Source organism: Saccharothrix luteola, assembly GCF_020859565.1.
GTDB classification, from domain to species: Bacteria; Actinomycetota; Actinomycetes; order Mycobacteriales; family Pseudonocardiaceae; genus Actinosynnema; species Actinosynnema luteola.
On record NZ_JAJHUO010000006.1, the window covers coordinates 278,303 to 299,270 of the forward strand.

The window sequence follows — 20,968 nt, forward strand, 5'->3', positions numbered from 1 at the left end:
GCTCACCGAACGTTAACGTGGCCGCACCCCGAACAGAGGAGCTCTCCATTGGGCAAGGTAGTGATGTATGCCTCGGTGTCGGTCGACGGTTTCATCTCGGACGAGAACGACCAGCCCGGACCGCTGTTCGACTGGTTGACCAACGGTGACGTCCCGTTGGACGAAAGTGGCTTCTTGAAGGTGTCGCAGGCGTCCTACGACTACACCCGGCCGTACTGGGACCGGATCGGGACGACGATCGCCGGCCGCCACGTCTTCGACCTGACCGACGGCTGGGACGGGAAGCCCCCGGCCGGGATCGACCACGTGGTCGTCGTGACGCACCGGCCGCCGCCCGAGGGCTGGGACCCCGAGGCGCCGTTCCACTTCGTCGACGGCGTCGAGGCAGCCGTGGCCAAGGCGCAGGAACTCGCGGGCGACCGCATCGTCGAGATCGCCGCCGGTGACGTCGGTGGCCAGGCGCTTGCCGCGGGCCTGGTCGACGAGGTGCGCATGGACGTCGCGCCCGTCGTGCTCGGATCCGGCAAGCGCTACTTCGGCTCGGTCGACGCGCAGCACCTGCTGGAAGACCCTGACGTGGTGATCCAGGGCAACCGGGTGCTTCACGTTCGCTATCGGGTGCGCCGTTGACGGTCGCCGCCGTCGCGATCTTGCCATCTGGCCAGTTGGCCTATTTGCGGTGATGGCACTGGCGGACGACTCCTGGTCCGCCGCCAAGCCGACGCCGGTCTTCCCGAAAATGCCACTCGCCTACTTCCGCGTTCGGCCGTCGATGCCCTAGGTAGTGCTGAGCGATCACGCGAGAGTGCTCGATCCGAGGCCGCTGATCTCACCGGAGGAGACGGGCAACGCGCTGATGGTCGGCGACGATCTGGCCGACCTCGTCCACGCCGGGATCAGCTCGAAGTCGGCCGGAGCACGACGGGTGCACGTGGTCCGGCTGGACGGAGGGCCGAAGCACGCGACCTGACCACAGCGCGGCTCTCAGGGCGAAGCGAAGGCGCGCCGTCGCTGAAGCGAAGCCCGCCGGCATGGGGACCAGGGGCGAGGAGCCCCGGCGGGGTCCGGGGGCGGGGCCCACCGGGCGGGGTCCGGGGATCGCACCCCCAGGGGGCACAGTGGGCGCGGCAGGATTCGAACCTGCGACCGCTCGGGTGTAAACCGAGTGCTCTTCCGCTGAGCTACGCGCCCCCGAAGCGCCGGCCGGCTCGCGGCCGGCGCCGGACGGTATCAGGACAAGGCTGCCACGGCCTTCTTCCACGCCTCCTGGTCGCGCGCCTCACCGGGGGCGTTCACCTCGGCGTAGCGGACCACGCCGGCGGTGTCGATGAGGAACGTGCCGCGGTTCGCCAGGCCCGCCTGCTCGTTGAACACGCCGTAGGCCTGGGCCACCTGCCCGTGCGGCCAGAAGTCCGACAGCAGCGGGAACTGGTAGCCCTCTTGGGCCGCCCACGCCTTCAAGCTGAACGGCGTGTCCACCGACACACCGATGACCTGCACGTTCTCGTCCTCGTACGCGGCCAGCTCGTCGCGCACCTGGCACAGCTCGCCGGTGCAGATTCCGCTGAACGCGAACGGGTAGAACACCAGCAGCACGTTGCGCTCGCCTCGGAACGAGGACAGCGTCACGGGCTGCTTGTTGTAGTCGTTGAGCGTGAAGTCAGGTGCCTGCGCGCCGACCTCGACCATGCAACCCTCCACGGAAACCGGGCAACCCGAAGAACGGGCTCCACCCGATCGGGGAGCCCGCCGTCGAGCCTAGGGCATGACCGGCGGTCGGCGTGCCCGGTCGCGGTCAGCGCTTCGTCTTGGCCGACTTCGGCGCGACGAGCCTGATCGCGGACCAGTCACCGCTCGCCGGGATGTTGGAGGTCTGGGCGAGCCCCGCGGTGGACACGGCCTCGGCGATGTCACTCGGCTCGACGTGACCGGCACGACCTGTCTTGGGCGTCAACACCCAGATCACGCCGTCGTCGGACAGGGCGGTGGTGGCGTTGATCAAGGCGTCGGCGAGGTCGCCGTCCTCCTCGCGCCACCACAGCAGGACCACGTCCATGACCTCGTCGGAGTCCTCATCGAGCAGATCACCGCCCACCCGCTCCTCGATCGCGGCACGGAGGTCGTCGTCGACGTCCTCGTCCCAGCCGATCTCCTGGACCACGCTGCCCGGTTCGATCCCGAGCCTGTCGGCGACACCGATCTTGCCGGCGTCTTCCGCGGCGACCACGGCTTCCACTCCTCCAAGTACACAAGAGCGGCAGTCGGGTACGACTGCCGCGCGATGTCACTACCAGTCGCGGCTAGCGAACACTGTCAGCCCCACCACGCGCAACCGTAACGGCCAAGACACGCCGCATCGGGTACCCCCGAGTGAGGTGCCGGAACGGCATGAGGCACGCTCTGCACACCTCCTATTCGCGCGCGCGAGAGAAACGATCCAGAGTTACTCACCGGTAGAGGTGACGGGACCGTGACTGTCGGGCGACGATGGAGTTGAGAAGACACCGGAACGAGGAGATCCCTTGGCCCCGCAGAACCCCCCCGAGCGGGTACGCGTCATCCGTGACGGTCTGGCCGCCCACCTCCCCGACATCGACCCGGAGGAGACCGCGGAGTGGCTGGAGTCGTTCGACGCCGCGCTCAAGGGCGGCGGGCAGCAGCGCGCCCGCTACCTGATGCTGCGGCTGCTCGAGCGGGCCAGGGAGAGCCACGTCGGCGTCCCGTCGCTGACCAGCACGGATTACGTGAACACCATCCCCACCGAGCGCGAGCCGTGGTTCCCGGGCGACGAGGAGGTGGAGCGCCGCTACCGGGCCTGGATCCGGTGGAACGCGGCGATGACCGTGCACCGCGCGCAGCGGCCCGGCGTCGGCGTCGGCGGTCACATCTCGACCTACGCGTCGTCGGCGAGCCTCTACGAAGTCGGCTTCAACCACTTCTTCCGGGGCAAGGACCACCCCGGCGGCGGTGACCACGTGTTCGTGCAGGGCCACGCCTCTCCCGGCGTGTACGCCCGAGCGTTCCTCGAAGGCCGGCTGTCCGCCGAGCAGCTCGACGGCTTCCGCCAGGAGTTCTCGCACGCGGGACCGGGCGGCGGCCTGCCGTCGTACCCGCACCCGCGGCTGATGCCGGACTTCTGGGAGTTCCCCACTGTGTCCATGGGCCTCGGCCCGATGAACGCGATCTACCAGGCGCGGTTCAACCGCTACCTGCGCGACCGCGGTATCAAGGACACGTCCGACCAGCACGTCTGGGCGTTCCTCGGCGACGGCGAGATGGACGAGCCGGAGTCGCGCGGCCTGCTCCAGGTCGCGGCGAACGAGCAGCTGGACAACCTGACCTTCGTGGTGAACTGCAACCTGCAGCGCCTCGACGGCCCGGTCCGCGGCAACGGCAAGATCATCCAGGAGCTGGAGGCGTTCTTCCGCGGCGCGGGCTGGAACGTCATCAAGGTCATCTGGGGCCGCGAGTGGGACTCGCTGCTGCACGCCGACCGCGACGGCGCGCTGGTCAACCTGATGAACACGACGCCGGACGGCGACTACCAGACGTACAAGGCCAACGACGGCGCCTACGTCAAGGAGCACTTCTTCGGGCGCGATCCGCGCACGAAGGAGCTGGTCGCGCCGATGTCCGACGACGAGGTGTGGAACCTCAAGCGCGGCGGGCACGACTACCGCAAGGTCTACGCGGCGTACAAGGCGGCGGTGGAGCACCACGGCCAGCCGACGGTCATCCTCGCCAAGACCATCAAGGGCTACGGCCTGGGCCCGCACTTCGCGGCGCGCAACGCCACGCACCAGATGAAGAAGATGACCCACGAGGACCTGAAGCTCTTCCGGGACAGCCTGCGCATCCCGATCGAGGACAAGGACCTGGACCCGTACCTGCCGCCGTACTACCACCCCGGCAAGGACTCCCCGGAGATCCAGTACCTGCTGGAGCGGCGCAAGCAGCTCGGCGGGTTCGTGCCGGAGCGGCGGACCAAGTCCAAGGCGCTGGTGCTGCCCGGCGACAAGGTCTACGACGTGATCAAGCGGGGCTCGGGCAAGCAGGAGGTCGCCACCACGATGGCGTTCGTCCGGCTGGTCCGCGACCTGGCCAAGGACCCGGAGATCGGCGGCCGGATCGTGCCGATCATCCCGGACGAGGCGCGCACGTTCGGCATGGACTCGATGTTCCCGGCGCAGAAGATCTACAACCCGAACGGGCAGATGTACACCTCCGTGGACGCCCAGCTGATGCTGGCGTACAAGGAGAGCGAGCAGGGCCAGATCCTGCACGAGGGCATCAACGAGGCCGGTTCGACCTCGTCGTTCACCGCGGCGGGCACGTCCTACGCCACGCACGGCGAGCCGATGATCCCGATCTACATCTTCTACTCGATGTTCGGGTTCCAGCGGACCGGTGACGGCCTGTGGGCGGCGGCGGACCAGATGGCGCGCGGTTTCGTGCTCGGCGCCACGGCCGGTCGCACGACGCTGACCGGCGAGGGGCTCCAGCACGCCGACGGGCACTCGCTGCTGCTGGCGCACACCAACCCGGCCGTGGTGGCGTACGACCCGGCGTGGTCGTTCGAGGTGGCGCACATCGTCAAGGACGGCCTGCGGCGGATGTACGGCGAGAACGCCGAGAACATCTTCTACTACATGACCGTCTACAACGAGCCGTACCAGCAGCCGGCCGAGCCCGAGGGCCTGGACGTGGACGGCCTGCTCAAGGGCCTGTACCGGTACCAGGTGGCGCCGGCGCAGTCCGGTCCGCGGGCCCAGCTGCTGGCCTCGGGCGTGGCGATGCCGTGGGCGGTCAAGGCGCAGCAGGTGCTGGCCGAGGAGTGGGGCGTGCAGGCCGACGTGTGGTCGGCGACGTCGTACTCGGAGCTGCGGCGTGAAGCGGTCGAGGTCGACCGGCACAACCTGCTGCACCCCGACCAGGAGCCCCGCGTGCCGTACGTCACGCAGGCGCTGGCGGACGTGGCGGGTCCCGTGGTGGCGGTGTCGGACTGGATGAGCGCGGTGCCGGACCTGATCCGGCCGTACGTGCCGACCGACATGACCACGCTGGGCACCGACGGGTTCGGCTTCTCCGACACCCGGCCGGCGGCGCGGCGACACTTCCTGGTCGACACCGAGTCGATCGTGGTGGCCACGCTCGCGGCGCTGGCCAAGCGCGGCGAGATCCAGCAGTCGCTGGTCGTGCAGGCGGCCCGGAAGTACAAGATCGACGACGTGAGCGCGGCGGGCCCGTCCACCTCGGACGCCGGTCTGGCCTGATCGTCACCCCGGGGGCGGCACGCGCGGTGACGCGGGTGCCGCCCCCGAGGCGTTTCCGCAGTACTGCGGCCGACCAGCGGAAGAATCCGCTTTGCCGCTGCGGGATGTGATCCGCCCCATAGACTTGCCCCACAAACCGGCGTTCCAACGAGGGGTCGGGGTGGGGACGCAGCCGCAGCACGCGTTGCACCGCACGGTCGTGGTCGTCGACGTGTCCGCGTTCAGCCGGCGGTTGCGCGTGCCGCAGGAGGAGATCAGGCGCGGCCTGTACGCGGCGCTGGAGGCGGCGTTCGACGACAACGGGTTGGACTGGTCGGCGACGCACCACGAGGACCGCGGCGACGGCGTGTTCGTGCTCGTGCCGCCCGACGTGCCCAAGAGCCGGGTGGTCGACGGCGTGCCGCACGCGTTGCTCGGCGAGCTGCGCCGGTACAACGCGACCCGCAACGAGGACGCCCGCATCCGGCTGCGGATGGCGATCACGGCGGGCGAGGTGCAGCACGACGAGCACGGCGTGGTCGGCGACGAGGTGACGCTGGCGTTCCGGCTGCTCGACTCCAAGCCGCTGCGTGAGGCGCTGGACCGCTCGACGGCGGTGTTCGCGCTGATCGTCTCCGACCGGTTCTACGACGACGTGGTGCGGCCCGACCCGGCGCTGGACCCCGAGTCGTTCCGACGCGTGAGCGTGGACGTCAAGGAGGTCCACGGGCGCGCGTGGCTGCACGTGCCGGACCGTTCCGGGCCGGCGCGGGCCCCGAAGCCGGAGAGGGCGCCACGCCCGCGCCGCAAGCCGCCGTGGGCGCGTCTCGGGCTGACCGTGCTGCTGGTCGGGGCGGGCGCGGTGGACGCCTTCGGCGCGCGACCGCCCGTCGTGCCGCCCTGCCCTCCCCCGGTCCAGTTGAACGTGCTGGTGTCGGCCGAGAAGGAGGCGGTGGTCCGCTCGCTCGCGCTGGAGCTGGAGAACGACTCCGCGGGCTGCAAGGAGTTCAACGTGCTCGTGTTCACGGGCAAGTCGTCCGACCAGGGCGCGGCCGAGGCGCTGGGTCGCGGCTGGCAGCCGGGCGACCTGACGAAGGAGGGCCCCGAGCCGCACGTGTGGCTGCCGGACAGCACCGCCGAGGTGCGGGCCATCGAGGAAGCCCTGAGCCGGCGCCCGGACGTGGAGCTGCACGTCCGGGCGGGGGTGGCGCTGTCGCCGGTGGTGCTGGGCGCGTCGGAGGACCTGGCCGCGCGGATCGCGCCGGACGACGGGTTCGAGTGGCGGCACGTGACGCGGCCCGCGGCGGTGGACACGTCCTCGGGCGTGGGCCTGCTGGCCGCCACCGCGCTGGCGCAGGCGGAGCTCGGCCCGGACCTGGACTCGCCCCGCGCGGCGCGGGTGCTGCACGACATCACCCGGCGGACGAGCACCGGCACGCCGTGCGTCGGCGACGTGGCGCTGGTCGGGTCGGAGCAGGCGGTGGCGGACACCGACGGCTGCCGGGTGCTCTACCCCCGCGACGGCGCGCTGGTGCTGGACCACCCGTTCGTGGAGGTCGCACGGCCGCAGCGGCCGAACCCGCGGCGGCAGCGGATCGTGCACCGGCTGCTGGAGCACCTGCGATCGCCCTCCGCCCAGGACCAGTTCAAGCGCGCGGGTTTCCGCGACCTGGACTGGAACGTGATCGCGCGGCCGGGTTCGGGCGTGCGGCCCGACCGGCCGCAGGCGCTGGCACCCCAACCGCACCCGAGCGCGGTGCGGGAGGCGTGGCAGGCCGCGAGCAGGCCGCGGGTGATCGGGGTGGCGGGCGACGGCTCGGCGGCGGCGGACCTGTTCGCGTCCCGCGTGGCGGCGCTGGCCGGCCCGCGTGACCGGGTCGTGCCCCTGCCGTTGACCGAAGGCGTGTTCGACGCGGGCGCCGAGCAGCACGCGCACGTCGTGGTGCTGGTGTCGGCGACGGCGGTCCCGTCGATCCCCAAGACCGTCCGCGGTCCCGTCCGGGTGGTGGCCGTCGGGTTCGCGGAGGGCGCGTGCGCGGTCTCAGCGCCTCTCTACGAGGCCGCGACGGCCCACGGGGGAAAGTGCCAGGAGATCGTCGACCGGAACGGCTCCGGGGCGACTCAGCGCCAGGAAGACGCTCTGGACGCCGTGGCGCGCGCCGCGTGGGGAGGGTGACGTGATCCGTGTCCTGCTGCCGCTGGTGGCGCTCCTGGCCGCCTGCACGGCTCCGGTCCGGGACGACGAGAGGGACGGCGTCGGGCCGATCACCTTCGTCGACGGCCGCGACACCACCGCGAACGGGCAGGTGCACGAGCTGGTCGACCGCTGGAACGAGCAGGCCAGCAGGCGCGAGCAGGTGAAGTTCGTCGAGATGCCGACCTCGACCGACGCCCACCGGGCCCAGCTGACCGCGCGGGCGCAGGACCTGGAGGGCGTGCGCGACAGCCCGGAGTGCTACGACGTGATGGCCGTGGACATGGTGTGGACGGTGCCGTTCGCCGCGGCGGGGCACCTGGAGCCGCTGGACCCGGGCGAGTTCCGCGTGGACCGGATGCTGCCGGAGGCGGCGAACGCGGCGAGGTCGCCGGACGGGGGCAAGCTGTGGGCGATCCCGTGGCGCGCCGACGCCGGGCTGCTCTACTACCGCAAGGACGTGCTCGAGCAGGAACGGGTGGAGCCGCCGACCTCCTGGGAGGAGCTGCGGCGGCAGGCGAGCGAGATCGCGCCGCGCCACGGCCTGCACGGCTTCGTCGGCCAGTTCCGGCGCTACGAGGGCCTGGTCGTGAACATGGCCGAGGCGGTCTGGGCGCACGGCGGCGACCTGGAGAGCCTGGGCGCCGCCGAGACGAAGGCGGGCGTGCGCGCCGTCGCCGACGGCTTCGCGCAGGGCTGGATCCCGGACGAGGCCCGCGACCACGACGAGCTCGGCTCGCTGGAGGCGTTCGGGTCCGGTCGGGCGCTGTTCATGCGCAACTGGCCGTTCGCCGGGCCGGTGCTCAACGGCGACGGGTCGGAGGTGGCCGGCAAGTGGGGCATGGTCGCGCTGCCGTGGCCCAGCGCGCTGGGCGGGTGGAACCTGGCCGTGTCGCGGTGCTCGGCGAACCAGAAGACCGCGCGCGAGTTCATCAAGTTCATCACCCGCGACGACAACCAGCGGCGCATGGCCGAGCTCGCCGGGTGGGCGCCCACCTCCCGGGCGCTGTACGACGAGCCGGGCCTGGTGCCGCGCGAGCTGCGGGACAGCCTGCTCGCCGCCCGGATCCGGCGCCCGTCGCCGCACTACGACGAGCTGACCGGCGTGATGCAGGAGAGCCTGCACCACGTGCTGGACAACCCGGGCTCCGTCGGCCAGTCGCTGGACCAACTCGCGGACGACCTCCAGAGGGCAGCCGAGGGTCGTTAGGCGGTCGTCAGGAGGTGGCTGCGCCGGGTCGTTACGCGGTGGCCGCCTCGACGCGCTTGGTGGTCTGCTTCGCGGCGCGGTTCCAGTCGATCCAGCCGCGGATCACCAGGACGGCGAAGATCGTGTAGACCACCGCGCTGAACCACAGCCCGGACTGGATCTGCAACGGCACGCCGATCGCGTCCACCACCAGCCACACCAGCCAGAACTCGACCAGGCCGAGCCCTTGGAGGGTGAAGGCGAGCACGGTCCCGACGAAGATCGCGGCGTCCGGCCACGGCGCCCACGAGGCGTCCAGCGCGTCCAGCAGCAACGCGAACCCGACCGTGCCGAGGACGAAGGCCGCCGCCACGGCGAGGCGCTCCTTCGCGGTGCCCTTGCGGACCACCACGCCGAACACCGGGTCACGCCGACGCGTCCACGCCCACCAGCCGTAGAGCGTGATCAGCGCGATCACCACCTGGCGCGCGGCCGTGCCGCCGAGCTGCGCGGACACGTACACCACGAACAGCAGCGCGACCGAGACCAGCTGCACGGGCCACGTCCAGAGCGAGCGCTTCTGCGCCAGGTAGACCACCACCAGTGCGAAGACCTGGCCGATGAACTCGGCCCAAAACACCTTCTGCCCGAACACCGTGAAGCCCTGCTCCATCAAGACGTGCACCGCGTCCTCCATCCCCGACAGGCGTCCCCGGGGCATGGCAGGCCAACGGCACGCGCGCCTCCCATCCGGACTTTCACCGTCGGCCCCGGAATTCCACCGGGTCAACCGCCCTGGTGGGCGGCTCGCGGGCTGTCACCGCCGGTTCGGATTTCCACCGAGCCCCGGAGCGCGTGTCTCTCATTGCGTCGGAACATCATCCCGCCCGGAACTGTTCCTGGGGTGATCGACGGCACAGTGCGCACGATCCGAGAACGCATCCACTCCTGGTCATCTCGACTTCCACGCCGGTACACCGGCGGCCGGTAGCTTCCGCCGAATGCGAATCTTGCTCATGGCCGCGGTGGTGCCGCTGCTCATCGCCTCCTCACCCGGGCCGGACGTGGTCGTTCCGGTCGCGCAGACCCGCGCGTTCGTCGACGACGCGTCCGGGCTCCCGGCCAACGCCGACGCCGACGACCCGGCGATCTGGGTGCACCCGCGCTCGGCGCGGCAGAGCGTCGTGCTGGGCACGTTGAAGGAGGGTGGGCTGGCCGCGTTCGACCTGGCCGGTCGGACCCTGGGCACCTACCCGGCGCCGTTGCCGCCGACGCCGGAGGCCAAGCCCGGCCGGTTCAACAACGTCGACGTGCTCGGTCGGGTGCCGGTCGGCGGGCGTTCCCGTGACCTGGCGTTCGTCAGCGACCGCGGCCGTGACCGGATCCGGGTCTACGAGATCGACGGTCGCGGCGCGGCGGCCGGTGCCGCGGTGGTGCGGGACGTGACCGACCCGGGCGCGCGGCCGGTGTTCTCCTCGTCGGAGGAGGAGGTGGACGACCAGCACACCGCGTACGGGTTGGCGGCCGGGTTCGTCGGCCGCACGCCGGTGGTCGTGACGAACCGGCGCAGCGAGACCAGGGTCGCGTTGCTGCGCGTGACGGCGGGTCCGGGCGGGTCGGTCGGCACGGCGGTGGTGTCGACGCTCGACCTGCCGTCGTCGTTCCCGCTGCCCGACGGCACGACCTGGACGCCGTGCGGCGAGCCGGGTGAAGGGCCCCAGTTGGAGGGCATGGTGGTCGACTCCGAGCACGGCGTGCTGTACGCGGCGCAGGAGGACGTCGGCATCTGGCGCGTGCCGCTGCGGGCGACCGGGTTCGGCAGGCCCGCGTTGATCGACAAGGTTCGCTCGTTCGGGGTACCGCAGAGCTACGACCCGGAGACGGAGGAGTGCTCGGTGTCGGGAGCCGACCCCGGCTTTGGTGGCCGTCACCTGACCGCTGACGCCGAGGGGCTGACCGTGGGCGACGACTATTTGATCGCGTCCAGTCAGGGGGACTCGCGGTTCGTGGCGTACGAGCGGTCTGGTCGGAACTCGTATGTCGGCGAGTTCGTGGTCGGGGCGGGTCGTGGGAACGACTCGGTCGAGCACTCCGATGGGGCTCATCTGGTGACGGCTGATCTCGGGCCGGCATATCCGGAGGGGCTGCTCGTGGTGCACGACGGTGAGCGCACGCCGGTCGTGGGTGATTTGCCGACGACCGGGTTCGCGTATGTGAGCTGGGAGGATGTGTTGGACGAATTGGATTGATCGGCGAAGGTCGGGTCTGGGTGGGTTTGGGGGGCTGCTTGGTGGTTGGGGTCGGCTCGATTTGACATGGGGCCCTTACGGGCACCCCAAGCAGGTCGAAGCCATGTCAAATCGGGCCTCGGTGGGTCGGTTTCGGGTCCGTTGTGGTGCGGTGGAGTGAGCGGCGTCGGGGGCGTGGAGTGCTGTGGAGTGTTAGAGACCTTCGGGGCGCGGTGGCATCTGCATTCCGGCGGGCGGGGTCGGCGGGTCCACCGGGGTCTGCCTGGCCGAGCGGGCGGCGGCGGTTACCGGTTCCTGGGCGCGAGTCGTCGCCGAGTCGTCCGAGCGGCGCGGCGCGGGGGTGATGTGCGCCGACTCCTCCTGGATGCGGTTGAGCCAGCCCTCCCAGCGCTGCTGCATCGGGCGGATCAGGCCGCCGCCCACGCCGATCACGATGACGCCGCCGATGGTGGCCAGGACCGTGATCAGGACCGGCATGGTGACAGCGACGGCGATGCCGAGCTGGTTGAGAGCGGCGATGACACCTAGCGCGACGATGAAGCCGTAGGTGATGTTGCCCAGGATCCGGGCGTACGGGCGGCCGCCCAGCGCGCCGGTCACCAGGCCCTTCAGCGCCTTGCCGATCGCGGCGGCGACGAGGACCAGGACGATGGCCACCACGATGCGCGGCAGGTACGCGATGACGTCGTTGAGCAGGGCGCTCACCGCGTTGCCGGTGCCGAACACGCCGAACGCGAGCTGCAGGGCGATCAGCAGCACGAAGTAGTAGACCAGCTTGACGATCAGGTTGGAGGCGTCGATCGGGGACTTCGCCATCGCGCCGCCGAGGCCGGAGCGCTCCACGAGCCGGTCGAAGCCGACCCGCTTGAGCAGGAAACCGACCGCCTTCGCCAGCGCCTTGGCGATCAGCCAACCGATGAGCAGCACGACCAGGAAGCCGAGGAGTTTCGGCACGAACGTGGCCACCATCGTCCACGCCTGCCCGAGTCCTTCGGTGATCTGGGTACCCACGACGACCCTCCTTCGCTTTCGCTTGTGGTCGAGATCGTTTCTCAGCGCGCATCACCCGGCAACCTGAAGTGGTGGCACGAAAGGGTGACTGACGTGGCGGTTCTCGCGCCGGCAGTCCAGAGTGGAATCACCGGTGGGGACCGGGGAGAGGGAAACGCCCGGCGCGGAAGTTCTCGCGCCGGGCGTTTTCGCGTCGGTCCATTCGGGTCGGTCCATTCGGGTCGGTCCATTCGGGTCGGTGGCCGACCGCGGTGTCAGAACTGGGCGGACAGGCCCCGGCCGGCCAGGTAGGTCTGCACGTGCTCCACCGAGGTCGCCTGGTTCACGTCGGGCCTCGGGTCACCGGGGCAGTTGGAGCTGCTCGGCGGCAGCACGCCGTCGATGAAGTAGCGGTTGACGGCCCGGTCCACGCACGCGTTGCCGCTGCCGTAGAGGCCGTGCTTGCCCTCGTCCCGCACGGTGACCAGGTTGTGCCCGAGCCGTTCGGCCATGGCCGGTCCGCTCTCGTACTGGGTCTGGGTGTCGCCCTCCGCCTGCACGATCACGCCGACGGGGTAGCCGTGCCGCTTGAGCGTCACGGGGGGCTCCGGCGGCGTGAAGCTGCGGAACGCGCACGTCGTCGGCGCCGCGCGCAGGACGCCGAAGCCGTACGGGTAGCGGTCGCGGAAGACCCTCATGTCCTCGTAGTAGGTCTCCAGGTCGGTCGGCCAGTCGACCTCGCACGTCACCGTGTGGAACACGCCGGAGACCAGCTCCTCACGCGCCTCGCCCGCCATCAGCGCGCCGGACTCGGACGGCGCGCCCGCCTTCAGCCCGGCCACCAGCACCGCGAGCTCGGACCACAGTGGACGGTACCGCGCGCCGACGCCGACGGCGGCGTCGAAGCGGGTGCGGTCCTGCTCGCCGACCGGGGCCTGCGCGAGGGTCGTCGCGACCGCCTCGACGGTGCCCACCACCTCTTCGGCGGTCGCGCCGAGGGCGAACCGGTCGTGGTGCTCGGCGGCCCAGGCCGACCACGCCTCGACGTTGCGCCGGTACGCCACCGCCTGCGCCCGGAACTGCTCGCGCCAGACCCACTCCGGGTGCACGGCCGAGTCGAGCACGCTGCGGTCCAGGCGCGTCGGGAACAGGGTGCCGTACACGGCGCCCAGGTAGGTGCCGTAGGAGTAGCCCAGGTAGTTGAGCTTCTCCTCGCCCAGCACGGCCCGCACCACGTCGAGGTCGCGCGCGGTGTTCGCGGTGTTGACGAACGGTCGGATGCCGCCGGCGGCGCGGTGGCAGGCGTCCTCGGCGGCCTGCGCCTCGGCGGCCCACTTCGGGAACTCGGAATCAGCCGGTCGGGTGTCGACGGTGGCCAGTTCCGGGACCGTGCGGCAGTTCAGCGCGGTCGACCCGCCGACGCCGCGCGGGTCGAACCCGATCAGGTCGTACACCTTCGCCAGCTGGCTGCCGGCCAGGAACGACGGCATGCCGAGGCCCGAGCCGCCCGGACCACCCGGGTTGAGCACGAGGACGCCGCGCCGCCGATCCGGCTCCGAGGCCTTCTTGCGGCTGATGACCAGCGATATCCGCTCGGCGTCCGGCCGGGTGTAGTCCAGCGGCAGCACCAGTTCGGCGCACTCCAGCAGCTGTTTGCACGGCGACCAGGTGAGCTGCTGCGAGTGGAACTCGGCCAGCGGATCGCTGCGCCCGGTTCCGAACGACGGCACGACCGCCGTCGCCAGCGCGGCGGCGACCACCAAGCCGACTGACATGTACCTGCGCACAAGACCCTCCCTGGCGAGCCGGTCAGAACGCCACCGACGGTAAGGGGATCGGCGCGGAGCGTCAGGGCGTGTCACTCGTTGGTGGCGTTGTGCGCGCCCGTGCGATCGTGGGGGGTATGACCAGCTCAACCGCGTTGTCGCGGGCCACCTTGCGAACGCTGCAACGGGCGTCGGGCGACCTGGCCGCGGCGAGCGTGGCCGAGATGGAGGAGCGCCTGCCGTGGTTCCGGCGGATGCCCGCCGACCAGCGGGCGGGCGTGCTGCTGCTGATCCAGAACGGGGTAGCCGGGTTCGTGTCCTGGCTGCACGACCCGCAGCAGGCGATCCGGCTGACCGCCGAGGCGTTCCGCTCCGCGCCCAAGGACATCTCGCGGTGGGTGAGCCTGCGGCAGACCGTCGAGCTGGTGCGGATCGCGCTGGAGCTGTTCGAGGAGCTGCTGCCCCGGCTGGCCGAGAACGAGGCCGAACGGGCGTTACTCACCGAAGGCGTGCTGCGGTACGGGCGGGAGATCGCGTTCTCCGCGGCCACGTCGTACGCGGCGGCGGCCGAGGCGCGCGGCGCGTGGGACGCCCGGCTGGAGGCGCTGGTCGTGGACGGCATCGTGCGTGGCGACGCGGAGGAGTCGTTGCTGTCGCGGGCCACCGCGCTCGGCTGGGAACCGGCCGCCGAGGCGACCGTGCTGGTGGGCAACCCGCCGTCGGACGACCCGCCGGCGGTGGTGTTCGAGGTGCGCAGCCGGGCGGCCCGGGTGGGGCGGCCGGTGCTGCTGAGCGTGCAGGGTTCGCGGCTGGTCGTGGTGCTCGGCGGCGAGACCGACCGCAGCGAGTCGCTGGTGCGGATGTCCGACGCGTTCGGGCCGGGCCCGGTGGTGGCCGGCCCGACCGTGACGAGCCTGGCCGACGCCCACCGGAGCGCGAGCGACGCGTTGTCCGGGCTGCGGGCGGTCGTGGGGTGGCCCGCCGCGCCGCGGCCGGTGCGGTCGCTCGACCTGCTGCCGGAGCGGGCGCTGGCGGGCGACCCGGAGGCCGAGTGGCAGCTGGTCGACCGGGTGGCCAGGCCGCTGGAGGAGGCGAGCGGCTCGCTGCTGGAGACCGTGGACGCGTTCCTCGAGGTGGGCGGCGTGCTGGAGGCGTGCGCGCGGAAGCTGTTCGTGCACCCGAACACGGTGCGCTACCGGCTCAAGCGGGCCACCGAGTTGACCGGGCGCAACGCGAACGACCCCCGTGACGCGCTGGTGCTGCGGGTCGCGCTCGCCGTGGGACGGCTGGCCCGTGCCCGCGGCCTCTGGTGACCCGGGCGGACGACCCCCGACCGAGTGTGACGGACGACGCATGTCCGTTTGGGCCGGGATCGACAACACGCGACGTCGTTCTACGTTCATCTACGAGTCACATTTGTAGAGACCCTACAACCCACGGTCGCTGGTTTCGTCAGTGGCGACATCACCGGAAAGCGCCCCGAGCGTGTTCAGTGAGCGGGTGATCGCGCTCCTCGCCCCCGGACAGGGGTCCCAGACACCCGGCATGCTCACCCCCTGGCTCGAGGTCGAGGGGGCCGCCGAGCGCGTGGCCGCGTGGTCCGAGGCGACCGGTCTCGACCTGGCCCGGCTGGGCACCACGGCGGACGCGGACGAGATCAAGGACACCGCCGTCACCCAGCCGCTGGTGGTCGCGCTCGCCCTGCTGGCCTACGAGGAGCTGCGCCGCCGGGTCGAACTGCCCGCCGACACCATCGTCGGCGGCCACTCGGTGGGCGAACTGGCCGCCGCCGCCATCGCGGGCGTGCTGAGCACCGACGACGCCGTGGCGCTCGCCGCCGTGCGCGGCGCCGAGATGGCCGCCGCCTGCGCGTTGACGCCGACCGGCATGGCCGCGGTGCTCGGCGGCGAGGAGGACGAGGTGCTGGCCCGGCTCGACGAGCTCGGGCTGGTCGGCGCGAACCGCAACGGCGCGGGCCAGATCGTGGCCGCGGGCCCGGTGGACGCCCTGGCGGCGCTCGTCGAGGAGCCGCCCGGCCGGGCGAAGGTCCGCACGCTGAAGGTCGCGGGCGCGTTCCACACCCACTTCATGGCGCCCGCCGAGGAGGCCTTGCGCGCCCGTGCCGCCGGGATCGTGGTGAAGGACGCCGCGCTGCCGCTGCTGTCCAACGCCGACGGCGCGGTGGTGTCCGCCGGCGACGAGGTGCTGAACCGACTGATCTCCCAGGTGACCCGCCCCGTGCGGTGGGACGCCTGCCAGGCAACCCTGGCCGGGCACGGCGTGACCGCGGTGGTCGAACTGCCGCCCGCGGGCGCGCTGACCGGCCTGGCCAAGCGCGAACTGAAGGGCACACCCACCTTGGGCCTCAAGACCCCCGACCAGCTCGACCAGGTCGTCGAGATGATCACGGCGACGCCGTCGGAGGTGGCGCAGTGACCACCTTCTCGATGCCGACCGGCCCGGTCGGCACCCGCATCCTGGGCCTCGGCAGCTACCAGCCCGAGACGATCGTCAGCAACCACGACCTGAGCCTGCGGATGGACACGTCCGACGAGTGGATCCGCGACCGGGTCGGCATCGCCAACCGCCGCGTGGCCAAGCCGGACGAGCTGCTGGTCGACATGGCGGTCGAGGCGGGCGTCAAGGCCGTGGCCGACGCCGGGTTGACGCCGTCGGACATCGGCGCGGTCATCGTGGCCACCTGCACCATGCCGTCCCAGATCCCCAACGCCGCGGCGCAGGTCGCCGACCGGATCGGGATCACGGGCGCGCCCGCGTTCGACATGAACGCCGCGTGCGCGGGCTTCTGCTACGCCCTGGGCACCGCCTCGGACCTGGTCCGGGCGGGCACGGCGAAGCACGTGCTGGTCATCGGCGCGGAGAAGCTGACCGACTGGGTCGACCCCGGCGACCGGTCCACCGCGATCATCTTCGCCGACGGCGCGGGCGCGGCGGTCGTGGGACCGTCCGACGAACCGGCCATCGGCCCGGTGTCGTGGGGCAGCGCGGGCGACCTCGTCGACATGATCCACATCAAGGACCGGGCGTCGTTCATCTTCCAGGAGGGCCAGTCGGTCTTCCGCTGGGCGACCACGCAGATCGCGCCGATCGCGCTCAAGGCGATCGAGCTGGCCGGCCTGCAGGTGTCCGACGTGGACGTCTTCGTGCCGCACCAGGCGAACCTGCGCATCATCGAGGCCATCGCGAAGCGGTTGCACGCCAAGGGTGCGCGTGAAGACCTCGTGATCGCGCGTGACATCGTGGACTCCGGCAACACCTCGTCCGCTTCGATCCCCCTCGCGCTGGACCACATGCGCGCGGCGGGAGAGGTGCGCAGCGGTGACGTGGCGCTGCTCGTCGGCTTCGGGGCCGGCCTGTCCTACGCGGGACAGGTCGTCCGGCTGCCGTGACCGCAATCCGAGACTCCGGTGGGACCAACCAGCCGGCGAAGCAAGAAGGAAGGGATTTTCAGTGAGCAACGAGGACATCCAGAAGGGGCTCGCCGAGATCGTCGAGGAGGTCGCCGGTGTCGAGGCGGCCGACGTGACGGCTGACAAGTCCTTTGTGGACGACCTGGACATCGACTCGCTGTCCATGGTGGAGATCGCCGTGCAGGCCGAGGACAAGTTCGGCGTGAAGATCCCGGACGACGAGCTGGCCAACCTCAAGACCGTGGGCGATGCGGTCAACTACATCGCCAGCAACGCATGACCAGTAGCAACGACGTCGTCGTCACCGGGCTGGGTGCCACCACCCCGCTCGGTGGCGACGTCGCCTCCACCTGGGATGCGCTCCTGGCCGGCCGCAGCGGTGTGAAGCCGCTGGTCGGCGGCTTCGCGGAGCGGTTCGAGCTGCCCGTGCGGATCGCCGCGCAGCTCGCGGTCGAGCCGACCGAGGTGCTGCCGCGCGTCGAGGCGCGCCGGCTCGACCGCTGCGAGCAGGTCGCGGTGGTCGCCGCCCGCCAGGCGTGGGCGGACTCGGGGCTCGGCGAGGACGAGGTCGACCTCGAGCGGCTGGGCGTCGTGATCGGCACCGGCATCGGCGGCGCGATGACGCTGCTGGACCAGGACGACCTGATCGAGACGTCCGGCCTGCGCAAGGTCTCGCCGCTGACCGTGCCGATGCTCATGCCCAACGGCCCGGCCGCGCACGTCGGCCTCGCACTGAAGGCACGCGCGGGCGTGCACGCGCCGGTGTCGGCCTGCGCGTCCGGCGCCGAGGCGCTGGCCTGGGCGTGGCGGATGCTGAAGACCGGCGAGGCGGACGTGGTCGTGGCCGGTGGCGCGGAAGCGTGCATCACCACCATCACCATGGCGGGCTTCATCCAGGCCCGGACCATGAGCACCCGCAACGACGACCCGGAACGCGCGTCGCGCCCGTTCGACGTCAACCGGGACGGGTTCGTGCTCGGCGAGGGCGCCGGGATCATGGTGCTGGAGCGCGAGGACTTCGCCCGCGCCCGCGGCGCGCGGATCTACGGCAAGCTCGCGGGCATCGGCACCACCTCCGACGGCTACCACATCACGGCGGCCGACCCGGAGGGCATCGGCCAGTCCCGGGCCATCACGAAGGCGCTCCGCTCCGCGGGCGTCGAGCCGGCCGACGTCGGCCACGTCAACTGCCACGCGACGTCCACCCCGGTGGGCGACGTGATCGAGCCGCAGGCCGTGCGCCGCGCGATCGGCGACCACCCGGTGCTGACCGCGCCCAAGGGCAACCACGGCCACCTGCTCGGCGCCTCGGGCGCGGTGGAGGCGATCACCACGCTGCTGTCGGTCCGCGACGGCATCGTGCCGCCGACGCTGAACCTGGACGACCAGGACCCGAGGGTGCAGCTGGAGGTCGTGACCGGCGAGCCGCGCAAGATCGAGCTGACCGCCGCGGTGAACAACTCGTTCGGGTTCGGCGGGCACAACGTGTCGCTCGTCTTCACCCAGGCCTGATCCGTCCCACGAGGAGCTCCGCGATGACTGCCCTTGCGTCCGGGCCGGTGACCCCGGTCGCGGACGGCGACACCGATCCGCGCGATCCGGAGGTCCGGCTCGCGCAACTGCTCGACCCCGGGTCCGTCGCGCCGCTGCGGCCCCGTGACGGCAGCGGCATGTTCGCCGTGCGCGGCCGGATCAACGGCGCGAAGGTGGTCGCGTACTGCAGCGACGCCACGCGGATGGGTGGCGCGCTCGGTTCCGAGGGGTGCCGGCACATCGTCGAGGCGATCGACGTCGCGGTGCGCGAGCGCACACCGGTGATCGGCGTCTGGCACTCCGGCGGCGCGCGGTTGCCGGAGGGCGTGGAGTCGTTGGACGGCATGGGCCAGATGTTCGCCGCGATGATCCGGGCGTCCGGCCGGGTGCCGCAGATCTCCGTGGTGGTCGGTCCGGCGGCGGGCGGTGGCGCGTACGGCCCGGCGCTGACCGACGTGGTGATCATGGCTCCGGCCGGCAAGGTCTTCGTGACCGGGCCGGACGTGGTCCGCTCGGTGACCGGCGAGCAGATCGACATGGACGGCCTCGGCGGCGCGGAGGCGCACGGGCGCAAGTCCGGTGTCGTGCACGTGATCGCGGACGACGAGCCGGACGCCTACGAGCGGGCGCGCCGGATCACCGGGCTGTTCGCCCAGCCCGGCGTGTTCGACCTGCACTCGGTGCCCGACGGCGACGACCTGCGGGCGTTGCTGCCGGAGCAGCCGCAGCGGGCCTACGACGTCAAGCCGCTGGTGCGGGCGATCCTGGACGACGGCTCGTTCGAGGAGTTGCAGGCCAAGTGGGCGCCGAACGTCGTGGTCGGCCTCGGCCGGCTCGGCGGGCGCACGGTCGGCGTGATCGCGAACAACCCGATCCGCAAGGGCGGTTGCCTCGACTCGCTGTCGGCGGAGAAGGCGGCGCGGTTCGTGCGGATGTGCGACGCGTTCGGCGTGCCGCTGCTGGTGCTGGTGGACGTGCCGGGGTACTTGCCGGGCGTCGGCCAGGAGTGGGACGGCGTGGTGCGGCGCGGGGCGAAGCTGCTGCACGCGTTCGGTGAGGCGGTCGTGCCGCGGGTGACGTTGGTGACGCGCAAGTCGTACGGCGGCGCGTACATCGCGATGAACTCGCGTTCGCTCGGCGCGACGGCGGTGTTCGCGTGGCCGATCGCCGAGGTCGCCGTGATGGGCGCCAAGGCCGCGGTCGGCATCCTGCACCGCAAGAAGCTGGCCGCCGTGCCGGACGAGGAGCGCGAGGCGTTGCACGCGCGGCTCGTCGAGGAGCACGAGCGGATCGCGGGCGGCGTGGAGCGCGCGATCGCGATCGGCGTGGTGGACGAGGTCGTCGAGCCGACCAGGACGCGGCGCAAGTTGGCGCAGGCCCTCGCGGCGGCGCCGGCGGGCCGGGGCGCGCACGGCAACATCCCGCTGTAGGGGGGTGCCGGCGTTCGGTGGGGTCGCTGCGGTCGGGGGGCGACCCCACTGCCGCGTTCCGAGCGTTGAACTCGGGGGTCCTGAACGTAGGACACGCCCGTTCTGAACGTAGGACACGCGGGTCCTGAGCGTTCGACACGCGCGTTCTGGGCGTAGGACTCGCGAGGTCAGCAGGCGGTGAACTGGGAGGTCGAGCCCTCGGTGCCGAGGTCGACGCGGAACGCGCCGCGTTCCTCCTGCAAGGGGTAGACCACGCGCCAGTGGATGCAGTCGGCCTGGAGTTCGGCCGGCGCCTTGATGACGTCCTGGGTGCTGGTGAACGTCATCAGCACCCGCAGCCTGGTCTGCGAGACCGACTCGATCCGGTGCACCAGGATCGACCCGTCCCGCGAGCTCTCGTAGTCCGACAGCCACCGCGACTTCGGCGTCTGGCCGACCCGGTGCGCGGTCACCGTCTTGGCCCACTGCTCGTAGTCGTGGCCGTTGATCGCGTCGAAGAACTGCTGGAGCACCTCGCGCACGCGCGGGCCGTCCGGGTGCTGCGCCGCGTCGACGCTCAGCTGCACGGCCCCGCTGCCCGGCTGCGCGCTGCGTGGCACCGAACCGGACTGCCCCGAACCCGGCGTCACGACCTGGTCGCCCTGCGGCACGGCGGGCCGCTGGTAGGCCTCACGCGCCAGCACGCCGACGCCCGCGGTCGTGGCGGCGATCAGGAGCACTGCGGGCAGCAGCAGGCGTGCGGACACCCCACGAGGGTGCCACAGCGCCCGCCCGTGCCGGTAATCACCCGAACAGCCCAGCGATTGACCCGCACGATGCGGTTTAAACCTGCGGATCCACCTACTCTCAATAGCCATCAAGGACCACCGACACGCTTTCCCGCAATATAGGGCCGAGACCGTCCCGAAAAGTAGATCAGAACACCCGACCAGCC

Annotated in this window: 18 protein-coding genes, 1 tRNA gene and 1 riboswitch; of the genes, 12 read left to right on the forward strand and 7 right to left on the reverse strand. The window is 71.5% G+C overall.

Annotated elements, in window-relative coordinates; genetic code table 11:
- Positions 1-48: 48 nt before the first annotated feature.
- Positions 49-630, forward strand: coding sequence for a dihydrofolate reductase family protein (locus tag LNK82_RS10790; RefSeq protein ID WP_230566791.1), 582 nt, complete (start codon positions 49-51; stop codon positions 628-630).
- A gap of 175 nt (positions 631-805) precedes the next feature.
- Positions 806-970, forward strand: a complete 165-nt coding sequence (locus LNK82_RS10795; RefSeq protein ID WP_230566792.1) for a hypothetical protein — start codon at positions 806-808, stop codon at positions 968-970.
- 149 nt (positions 971-1,119) lie between these two features.
- Here the strand turns inward: LNK82_RS10795 and LNK82_RS10800 are convergent.
- The 3 genes from LNK82_RS10800 to LNK82_RS10810 form a co-directional block, all read right to left on the reverse strand.
- A tRNA-Val gene (locus LNK82_RS10800) sits at positions 1,120-1,191 on the reverse strand.
- Positions 1,192-1,230: 39 nt separating this feature from the next.
- Positions 1,231-1,689 (reverse strand): peroxiredoxin, encoded by a 459-nt coding sequence (locus tag LNK82_RS10805; RefSeq protein WP_230566793.1) that lies wholly within the window; start codon positions 1,687-1,689, stop codon positions 1,231-1,233.
- 106 nt (positions 1,690-1,795) lie between these two features.
- Positions 1,796-2,227, reverse strand: coding sequence for a DUF3052 domain-containing protein (locus LNK82_RS10810; RefSeq protein WP_230566794.1), 432 nt, complete (start codon positions 2,225-2,227; stop codon positions 1,796-1,798).
- Positions 2,228-2,522: 295 nt separating this feature from the next.
- Here LNK82_RS10810 and aceE point away from each other — a divergent pair, with 295 nt between their 5' ends.
- From aceE to LNK82_RS10825, 3 genes are all read left to right on the forward strand, one after another.
- Positions 2,523-5,273, forward strand: a complete 2,751-nt coding sequence (gene aceE / locus LNK82_RS10815) for a pyruvate dehydrogenase (acetyl-transferring), homodimeric type (RefSeq protein WP_230566795.1) — start codon at positions 2,523-2,525, stop codon at positions 5,271-5,273.
- Positions 5,274-5,433: 160 nt separating this feature from the next.
- Positions 5,434-7,428: a substrate-binding domain-containing protein gene (locus LNK82_RS10820; RefSeq protein ID WP_230566796.1), complete on the forward strand. Its 1,995-nt coding sequence runs from the start codon at positions 5,434-5,436 to the stop codon at positions 7,426-7,428.
- 1 nt (position 7,429) lies between these two features.
- Positions 7,430-8,656 (forward strand): extracellular solute-binding protein, encoded by a 1,227-nt coding sequence (locus LNK82_RS10825; protein WP_230566797.1) that lies wholly within the window; start codon positions 7,430-7,432, stop codon positions 8,654-8,656.
- Positions 8,657-8,687: 31 nt separating this feature from the next.
- Here the strand turns inward: LNK82_RS10825 and pnuC are convergent, their stop codons facing one another.
- A complete protein-coding gene (gene pnuC, locus LNK82_RS10830) occupies positions 8,688-9,320 on the reverse strand; it encodes a nicotinamide riboside transporter PnuC (RefSeq protein WP_230566798.1) in 633 nt (210 codons plus the stop codon).
- A 49-nt stretch (positions 9,321-9,369) separates the two neighbouring features.
- Positions 9,370-9,493: riboswitch (FMN riboswitch) on the reverse strand.
- Positions 9,494-9,636: 143 nt separating this feature from the next.
- Between pnuC and LNK82_RS10835 the strand changes: the two genes are divergently transcribed.
- Positions 9,637-10,884, forward strand: coding sequence for a phytase (locus LNK82_RS10835; RefSeq protein WP_230566799.1), 1,248 nt, complete (start codon positions 9,637-9,639; stop codon positions 10,882-10,884).
- 192 nt (positions 10,885-11,076) lie between these two features.
- Here LNK82_RS10835 and LNK82_RS10840 read toward each other — a convergent pair whose 3' ends face one another.
- Complete coding sequence (locus LNK82_RS10840) at positions 11,077-11,895, reverse strand: mechanosensitive ion channel family protein (RefSeq protein ID WP_230566800.1); 819 nt, start codon at positions 11,893-11,895, stop codon at positions 11,077-11,079.
- 254 nt (positions 11,896-12,149) lie between these two features.
- Entirely contained in the window at positions 12,150-13,661 is a 1,512-nt protein-coding gene (locus LNK82_RS10845; RefSeq protein ID WP_230566801.1) for an alpha/beta hydrolase, read from the reverse strand.
- Between the two features lie 116 nt (positions 13,662-13,777).
- Here LNK82_RS10845 and LNK82_RS10850 point away from each other — a divergent pair, with 116 nt between their 5' ends.
- The 6 genes from LNK82_RS10850 to LNK82_RS10875 all read left to right on the forward strand — a co-directional run bounded on the left by LNK82_RS10850 (position 13,778) and on the right by LNK82_RS10875 (position 20,034).
- A complete protein-coding gene (locus LNK82_RS10850) occupies positions 13,778-14,953 on the forward strand; it encodes a PucR family transcriptional regulator (RefSeq protein ID WP_230566802.1) in 1,176 nt (391 codons plus the stop codon).
- A 172-nt stretch (positions 14,954-15,125) separates the two neighbouring features.
- The gene (locus LNK82_RS10855) at positions 15,126-16,076 is read left to right on the forward strand and encodes an ACP S-malonyltransferase (protein WP_308257194.1); all 951 of its coding nucleotides are present in this window, start codon (positions 15,126-15,128) and stop codon (positions 16,074-16,076) included.
- Between the two features lie 11 nt (positions 16,077-16,087).
- Positions 16,088-17,050 (forward strand): beta-ketoacyl-ACP synthase III, encoded by a 963-nt coding sequence (locus tag LNK82_RS10860; protein WP_230566883.1) that lies wholly within the window; start codon positions 16,088-16,090, stop codon positions 17,048-17,050.
- 61 nt (positions 17,051-17,111) lie between these two features.
- Complete coding sequence (locus LNK82_RS10865; RefSeq protein WP_053720023.1) at positions 17,112-17,351, forward strand: acyl carrier protein; 240 nt, start codon at positions 17,112-17,114, stop codon at positions 17,349-17,351.
- A complete protein-coding gene (locus LNK82_RS10870) occupies positions 17,348-18,583 on the forward strand; it encodes a beta-ketoacyl-[acyl-carrier-protein] synthase family protein (protein WP_230566804.1) in 1,236 nt (411 codons plus the stop codon). Before LNK82_RS10865 ends, LNK82_RS10870 begins: the two co-directional genes overlap by 4 nt.
- 23 nt (positions 18,584-18,606) lie before the next feature.
- Complete coding sequence (locus LNK82_RS10875; RefSeq protein ID WP_230566805.1) at positions 18,607-20,034, forward strand: acyl-CoA carboxylase subunit beta; 1,428 nt, start codon at positions 18,607-18,609, stop codon at positions 20,032-20,034.
- Positions 20,035-20,201: 167 nt separating this feature from the next.
- Here the strand turns inward: LNK82_RS10875 and LNK82_RS10880 are convergent, their stop codons facing one another.
- A complete protein-coding gene (locus LNK82_RS10880; RefSeq protein ID WP_230566806.1) occupies positions 20,202-20,780 on the reverse strand; it encodes a hypothetical protein in 579 nt (192 codons plus the stop codon).
- Positions 20,781-20,968: the final 188 nt, after the last annotated feature.